Raw genomic sequence first — 7,356 nt, 5'->3', positions numbered from 1 at the left:
TTATTTTTAAGAAAAAACAGTTGCATGTTTTTCTCTTGACATACTGGTTGTTTTGTTCAGTTTTCAAAGAGCAAATTAGTTTGCTGCTTTTTGCGACAGCAACTCTTTCATTATACCAGTTTGATCAACTCAAGTCAATAACTTTTTTCACTTAACTTTTTCGCTGTTCAAATTGGCGACTTTATTAATATATCATACCGACAATTTGTTTGTCAACACTTTTTTAAGTGATGGGCCTGAGTGGACTCGAACCACCGACCTCACGCTTATCAGGCGTGCGCTCTAACCAGCTGAGCTACAGGCCCCTAAAGGTAATGATTGGAGCGGGTGAAGGGAATCGAACCCTCGTCATCAGCTTGGAAGGCTGAGGTTTTACCATTAAACTACACCCGCGTTTATTAATATTTTAATATTTCGTGTCGATGGTCGGGAAGACAGGATTTGAACCTGCGACCCCATGGTCCCAAACCATGTGCTCTACCAAGCTGAGCTACTTCCCGGAAATTATGGCGCGCCCGAGAGGAGTCGAACCCCTAACCTCTTGATCCGTAGTCAAACGCTCTATCCAATTGAGCTACGGGCGCTTCTTAAAAGAATGTTCATTTTTATCATTTGTTTCAATTCACGATGACTGAATCACGCGAACAATTATAGATAATACACTAATATGGTTCTTATTTCAATACCTAAATTAAATTCTTTTAATTCTTATAATTATTTACCTTCATAGCTCATAGGTCATATCTGTAATGTTATGGATAAAACCAATTAAACCGAAAGCCAGAAGACGATTTTTATCATCTATTACTTCTATATTATAGTTAAATTGCAGGACGCAATTTTGAATCTGTGACTTTACTCTTTGAGTGCTTCTTAATTATTTATAGGCACAATTATATGTAACCGTCAATATGTTAGTTTCGTATTTATCTTTCCTGCATGATACATTTTTTAATTGCAAAAAATCATTGAATCGCATAAATCGCTTATTAAAGTAGTATATTAATGGAAGAGTCAGGAGCACAACAACAAGAGCATAGCCATAGTCCAATCAAAACATCTACTCCTGCAAAATATATATTACCAATCAAATAAATCACTAAAATGAGTAACGGCGATATAATATATTTTGTAATGAAAGAATATCGATTGTTTGTCAGCACTTTGACATGCTTTTTTCAGCGACATCTTCTCAATCGCAATAAAAATAAAATTGGAAATATCCAAGCTGCTGACGCCATTAAAAAGATCCTATTACTCAGGATCATAAATAATCCACCTAATACGAATAAAAGAACACCATTTTGATAGCCCCCTTCATATATTACTGTAAGTATAAGAGCAAACGACTACTACAACAGTGTAAATTCCGTAGAAGGGACACATAGAGCTTTGAAGGACAAATTGACGGATTACAGGAGACAAACAATTCTAGAAAGAAGAAAAATTGTGAGTTACCTCTTTTTAAAACTACAATTGATGTGTATGGTCACCTATTTCCGAACAAACAACGAGAAACAGCAGATCGGCTAGACGACTTCTTTTAAGAAATGGTGAATTTATGGTGAATAAATCATAAAAAAAACGCTCAAATCCTTAATGGAAATGAACGTATAAAAAAATACCAACCCTCTAAAAGTGTTGGTATGACTTGTTCTATGGATACGATGCGGTCGAGAGGACTTGAACCTCCACGGGTTATTCACCCACTAGGCCCTCAACCTAGCGCGTCTGCCATTCCGCCACGACCGCACATTTTGCAATAAATGACAGAAAATAAAAGACTGTGGATTAACACAGCAATTCAATGCGGGTGGAGGGAGTCGAACCCCCACGTCCGAAGACACTAGATCCTAAGTCTAGCGCGTCTGCCAGTTCCGCCACACCCGCAAATATACAAATGATGAGCCATGGAGGATTCGAACCTCCGACCCTCTGATTAAAAGTCAGATGCTCTACCGACTGAGCTAATGGCTCATGTAAAAAAACGAAAAATAAAAAAATGGCTGGGCTACCAGGATTCGAACCTGGGGTACACGGGATCAAAACCCGATGCCTTACCGCTTGGCTATAGCCCAACATCTGGCGGTCCGGACGGGACTCGAACCCGCGACCTCCTGCGTGACAGGCAGGCATTCTAACCAACTGAACTACCGGACCCAGCCTATTTATTTTTAAAAAAAGATGACCCGTACGGGATTCGAACCCGTGTTACCGCCGTGAAAGGGCGGTGTCTTAACCACTTGACCAACGGGCCATTAAAAAATGGCGGAGAAGGAGGGATTTGAACCCTCGCGCCGCTTACACGGCCTACACCCTTAGCAGGGGCGCCTCTTCAGCCACTTGAGTACTTCTCCATATGGCTCCACAGGTAGGATTCGAACCTACGACCGATCGGTTAACAGCCGATAGCTCTACCACTGAGCTACTGTGGAATAAAGTGTGAATCAATCGCAACGAAAAATATAATACAATATTTCAGTGTAATTGTCAACATTTTTTCGTTAAAATCTATTCGAAAAATATGTAAGTTGAAGTGCTGTATGAGACAGCCTATTTAATTTATCATGGATGACATATTTCGTCAATGGGTTATAGCGATATTTTTTTGCTTTTATAGTAAATAAATTCTCCCTTTGCATTTTCCACATCTAAATTTAGCTGTGTTTACCCTCCTCATACGTTTAAACTCATCATTACAACTAGTACACTTATAAACATATTTATACTTTTTTTGTGAAGGAAGTGGCTTACAATGCCTTGGAGATCCGGTGATTTTCAAAAGTTGCTTAAACGCCTGATCACGATGCCTATATCCTCTTCCTTCTATATGTAAATGATAATGAATCAACTCATGTTTAATAATCCCGATAAATTCTTCCATGTCACTTTCCTGCATGTACTTCGGATTCAATTCAATTAACTTCTTATTAGGAATATATCTTCCACCTGTTGTTCGTAAACGAAAATTAAAAGCTACGTCATGTAAAAAGGGTTTATGAAAATATGTTAAAGATAATTTATTGACCAAATTAAATAAATCCTGATCATCCAGCAGCTCCATTATACCTATCTCCTTATCAATAAGCGATGTTAATATTCTAATATATAAATATTAACTTTGTACAGAAATGGGTTACTTCCTATATTATATAAATAAATTAAACTTACTCGTTATTTAAAATTATTGTAAATAAATATTGATTTTTACTTGGATTATATTATAATATAGATGTAGATAGATAAATACTTAGTTTAAGAGAGGAGATTTAATATTGAGTAATAAAAGAAATACCTTAACTACTGCCGCTGGAGCTCCAGTTGGAGACAATCAAAACTCCATTACAGCTGGACATAATGGACCTACATTACTTCAAGATTTTCATTTACTAGAAAAACTTGCTCATTTTAATAGAGAACGTATCCCTGAACGCGTCGTACATGCAAAAGGTGCTGGTGCACACGGATACTTTGAAGTAACAAATGATGAAATTTCAAAATACACAAAAGCTGATTTCCTTAGCGAAGCCGGAAAGCGTACTGACATGTTTATCCGCTTCTCAACCGTTGCTGGTGAACTAGGCTCTGCAGACACAGTACGTGACCCACGTGGTTTTGCAGTTAAATTTTATACGGACGAAGGGAACTATGACTTAGTTGGAAATAACACACCAATTTTCTTCATTCGTGATGCAATTAAGTTCCCAGACTTCATTCATACGCAAAAACGTAACCCGCAGACGCACTTAAAGGATAAAGATATGGTTTGGGACTTCTGGTCATTATCACCAGAATCACTTCACCAAATTACGTACCTTCATAGTGATCGTGGCATCCCGGCTACGTTCCGTCACATGAATGGATATGGAAGCCATACCTTTAAATGGGTAAATGCAAAAGACGAAGCATTCTGGGTTAAATATCACTTTATAAGTGAACAAGGGGTCAAAAACTTAGATCCAGAGCTTGCTGACAAGATCGCTGGTGAAAATCCTGATTATCACACAGAAGATCTCTTTAATGCTATTGATCAAGGTGACTTCCCTGCTTGGAAGCTTTACGTACAAATTATGCCTTACGAAGACGCCAAGACTTACAAATGGGATCCATTTGATGTTACAAAAATCTGGTCGAAAAAAGACTATCCACGTATTGAAGTAGGTCGAATGGTACTAAACCGTAATCCTGAGAACTACTTTGCTGAGGTTGAGCAAGCTGCCTTCTCACCTGGTCAATTCGTACCTGGTATTGAAGCTTCTCCAGATAAAATGCTTCAAGGTCGTCTATTTGGTTATTCAGATGCACATCGTTATCGCTTAGGAGCAAACCATCATCAAATTCCCGTAAACCGTCCAAAAAATGAAGTAAATAATTATCAACGTGATGGTTTCATGAATGTAAGTGGTAATGGTGGTAGCAAGCCAAACTACGAACCAAACAGTGTAGATGGACCAACTGAGGATCAGGCAACCAAAATTAATCCGTTTGAGGTTTATGGCGAAGCTAATAGCGTTTCCTATGACAGTGATGATCATTATACACAGGCCGGTGATTTATATCGTTTAATGACTGCAGATGAAAAAGATCGCTTAATTAAAGCATTTGTTGATCACATGAAGCCTGTTACAAAAGAAGAAATTAAGCTACGTCAAATCGAACACTTCTATAAAGCAGATCCTGAATGGGGCGAGCGTATCGCTGAAGGACTTGGCCTTAAAGTTCCAGAAAGCGTAAAATAAACAACTATGGCGCAAGCTCCCGAATAGAAACGTAGCGACTGGAAAGATTCAACTTAGATAAAGGAAGCACGGTGAGTTTGCGAGCCGATGATGACTTAGCTTAGGGCGATTTGTGAGGTCGCTTCTGGGCGCCGGAGCAGGACGCGCTTAACACGCCCATATTTATCCAGCTGGCTAATTTATCATTTCCTAGACTAAAACAAAGACATGGTTCCTATTAGAGCCATGTCTTTTCAATTAATATTCTTTGTTCACCATTGATAAGGCGATTCTTCCTTTATTCATATCAATATCCTCGACCCAGACAGTTATTACATCGCCAACAGAAGCAATGTCCATTGGATGCTTCACGAATGAATTTGACATCTTAGAAATATGGACAAGTCCATCTTGCTTCACACCGATATCTACGAACACACCAAAATCAACTACATTTCTAACCGTACCCTGCATCTCCATTCCAGGCTTGATATCTTCCATTGTCATTACGTTTTGTTTTAACAATGGTTGCGGAAAATCATCACGAGGATCGCGCTCTGGTTTACTTAGTGCTTGTAAAATATCACTTAAGGTTGGTACTCCTATGCCCAGCTCTTCTGCAACCTCCCTGTTTTTAATTGTGCTAATGGCCTGGCGAAGTTTTTCTGAGCCTATATCGCTTAGATCACAGTCCAGCATTGTTAACAGCTTTTCTGTATGAGCGTAGCTTTCAGGATGTATAGGGGTTCTATCGAGTGGGTTATCCCCATCAACGATGCGTAGAAAACCAATCCCCTGTTCATACGTTTTTGCTCCTAAACGAGGAATTTTCTTTAGTTGCTTCCGATTCGTAAATTTCCCATCTTCCTCACGTTGCTTGACAATGTTGTTTGCCACCGTTTTACTTAGTCCCGATACATATTGTAGCAATGACGAGGAGGCTGTATTTACATTTACGCCTACCTGATTAACTGCAGTTTCTACAACAAATGATAATGATTCATTTAATGACTTCTGACTTACATCATGCTGGTATTGTCCAACCCCAATAGATTTCGGGTCAATTTTGACAAGTTCAGCTAGCGGATCTTGTATCCGTCGGGCAATCGACACCGCACTTCTCTCCTCGACTTGAAGATCAGGAAATTCCTCTCTTGCTAGTTTGGAAGCAGAATACACACTTGCACCAGCCTCATTAACGATAATATACGGCACATTTAGACTATTTTTTCCAATTACATCGGAAATAAATTGCTCTGTTTCTCGTGATGCTGTTCCATTACCAATTGCTATTAATTCAACATCGTATTTCTTCATTAGCTCTAGTACCTTTGCTTCCGCACCTAATTTATCATTCTTTGGTGCTGTTGGATAGATCACGCCAATACTATGTACTTTCCCCGTTTCATCGATGACAGCTAGTTTACAGCCTGTACGGAATGCCGGATCAACGCCAAGAACAGTCTTTCCTTTTAAAGGTGGCTGTAATAATAAATTCTTTAAGTTTTTGGAAAAGATATCTATTGCTTGCTGCTCAGCCTTTTCGGTTAAACTACTGCGAATTTCCCGCTCTACAGATGGTTGAATTAATCGCTTATAACTATCTTCAATTGCATGCACTAAAATATCTACTACTTGCTTAGATGCAGAACTTTTAATTACATGCTGTCGCAAGAACTCATGAATTCGCTCTGTAGGTGGCTTTATAGAGACTTTGATAACATCCTCTTTCTCTCCACGATTTAAAGCTAGAATTCGATGTGACACTAAGGAACGCACAGGTTCATGAAAATCATAGTACATTTCATAAACGTGCTTCTCGTCCTTTTCTGCATTTTTCTGCTCAGATTCAATGCTTCCTCGGTTATACGTAACTTGTCGCATAAATTCACGATAAGCTGGCTCTTCGGAAATCCACTCCGCAATAATATCATTTACCCCAGCTAGTACTTCTTCTATCGTTAGTAATTCATGATCTTCTGAAATATATTTCTTCGCTTCACTTTCTACTAATTCTATATCCTGCTTCCATACAAGTAATGCTAATGGTTCTAAACCTTTTTCTTTAGCAATCGTTGCCCTAGTACGTCGCTTTTGCTTATACGGTCGATATAAATCTTCCACTCGCTGTAGCTGTTTTGCTTCTGTAATAGCTTGTTTTAATTCATCTGTTAGTTTTCCCTGTTCTTCAATGCTTCGTAATACCTCTTGCTTCCGCTCCGAAAGATTGACAGCATAATGCCATTTATCTTGAACCGCTTTAATCTGTACCTCATCTAAGCCACCAGTCACTTCTTTACGATAACGAGCAATAAAAGGAACCGTATTCCCTTCCTCTAATAAGGCAATTACTTTATTGACAACTTGTATATTGACTTTTGCTTCGTTAGCTACCCATTTGCTTAGATCTTGGTTTATTTCTTTTGCCACACGTTTTCCTCCTTTACCTTCCTATATATTTTACCAAAGAACAGAACGATTCCCAATGAATAAGCAACGTGTAAAGCGCCTAACAATGGGTTTCATTCACAATTTTTTACATAAGGAAAACGGAGCAAAATTCGCTCAGTCCTTATCACTACATGCTCAGATTTACGCTCCCTCTAGTAGCTATTATGGAATAATAGCTACTGCTTGA

The 7,356-nt window shown here is 38.8% G+C and carries 3 protein-coding genes, 12 tRNA genes and 1 pseudogene; 2 read left to right on the top strand and 14 right to left on the bottom strand.

Annotated elements, in window-relative coordinates:
* Positions 1-231: 231 nt before the first annotated feature.
* The 4 genes from ABDZ84_RS07100 to ABDZ84_RS07085 all read right to left on the bottom strand — a co-directional run bounded on the left by ABDZ84_RS07100 (position 232) and on the right by ABDZ84_RS07085 (position 584).
* Positions 232-305, bottom strand: a tRNA-Ile gene (locus ABDZ84_RS07100).
* Between the two features lie 14 nt (positions 306-319).
* Positions 320-393: transfer RNA gene (locus ABDZ84_RS07095), tRNA-Gly, on the bottom strand.
* A 30-nt stretch (positions 394-423) separates the two neighbouring features.
* A tRNA-Pro gene (locus tag ABDZ84_RS07090) sits at positions 424-500 on the bottom strand.
* A gap of 7 nt (positions 501-507) precedes the next feature.
* Positions 508-584 (bottom strand) — tRNA-Arg (locus tag ABDZ84_RS07085).
* An 882-nt stretch (positions 585-1,466) separates the two neighbouring features.
* Here ABDZ84_RS07085 and ABDZ84_RS07080 point away from each other — a divergent pair.
* Positions 1,467-1,547, top strand: a pseudogene (locus ABDZ84_RS07080) (hypothetical protein); the annotation flags it as partial.
* 121 nt (positions 1,548-1,668) lie between these two features.
* On the opposite strand, the gene ABDZ84_RS07075 reads toward ABDZ84_RS07080, so the two are convergent.
* The 9 genes from ABDZ84_RS07075 to ABDZ84_RS07035 all read right to left on the bottom strand — a co-directional run bounded on the left by ABDZ84_RS07075 (position 1,669) and on the right by ABDZ84_RS07035 (position 3,064).
* Positions 1,669-1,752, bottom strand: a tRNA-Leu gene (locus ABDZ84_RS07075).
* A gap of 56 nt (positions 1,753-1,808) precedes the next feature.
* Positions 1,809-1,890, bottom strand: a tRNA-Leu gene (locus ABDZ84_RS07070).
* A gap of 14 nt (positions 1,891-1,904) precedes the next feature.
* Positions 1,905-1,977 (bottom strand) — tRNA-Lys (locus tag ABDZ84_RS07065).
* 26 nt (positions 1,978-2,003) lie between these two features.
* A tRNA-Gln gene (locus ABDZ84_RS07060) sits at positions 2,004-2,078 on the bottom strand.
* 5 nt (positions 2,079-2,083) lie between these two features.
* Positions 2,084-2,160, bottom strand: a tRNA-Asp gene (locus tag ABDZ84_RS07055).
* Positions 2,161-2,185: 25 nt separating this feature from the next.
* Positions 2,186-2,257 (bottom strand) — tRNA-Glu (locus tag ABDZ84_RS07050).
* A 9-nt stretch (positions 2,258-2,266) separates the two neighbouring features.
* Positions 2,267-2,357 (bottom strand) — tRNA-Ser (locus ABDZ84_RS07045).
* A 3-nt stretch (positions 2,358-2,360) separates the two neighbouring features.
* A tRNA-Asn gene (locus ABDZ84_RS07040) sits at positions 2,361-2,435 on the bottom strand.
* Between the two features lie 179 nt (positions 2,436-2,614).
* Positions 2,615-3,064 carry a SprT family protein gene (locus ABDZ84_RS07035; RefSeq protein WP_343780704.1) on the bottom strand — a complete coding sequence of 150 codons (450 nt, stop codon included), beginning with the start codon at positions 3,062-3,064 and terminating at the stop codon, positions 2,615-2,617.
* Between the two features lie 211 nt (positions 3,065-3,275).
* Between ABDZ84_RS07035 and ABDZ84_RS07030 the strand changes: the two genes are divergently transcribed.
* Positions 3,276-4,739, top strand: a complete 1,464-nt coding sequence (locus ABDZ84_RS07030) for a catalase (RefSeq protein WP_321134709.1) — start codon at positions 3,276-3,278, stop codon at positions 4,737-4,739.
* A 237-nt stretch (positions 4,740-4,976) separates the two neighbouring features.
* On the opposite strand, the gene ABDZ84_RS07025 is transcribed toward ABDZ84_RS07030, so the two are convergent.
* The gene (locus ABDZ84_RS07025) at positions 4,977-7,148 is read right to left on the bottom strand and encodes a Tex family protein (protein WP_166530331.1); all 2,172 of its coding nucleotides are present in this window, start codon (positions 7,146-7,148) and stop codon (positions 4,977-4,979) included.
* Positions 7,149-7,356: the final 208 nt, after the last annotated feature.

This window comes from Virgibacillus salarius (genome assembly GCF_039521925.1).
GTDB classification, from domain to species: Bacteria; Bacillota; Bacilli; order Bacillales; family Amphibacillaceae; genus Virgibacillus; species Virgibacillus salarius.
This window is presented reverse-complemented; position numbering and strand designations above follow the sequence as displayed.

Coding starts and splice junctions, on each gene's coding strand:
- ABDZ84_RS07035 (WP_343780704.1), bottom strand. CDS start 3,064: ATGGAGCTGCTGGATGATCAGGATTTATTTAATTTGGTCAATAAATTA.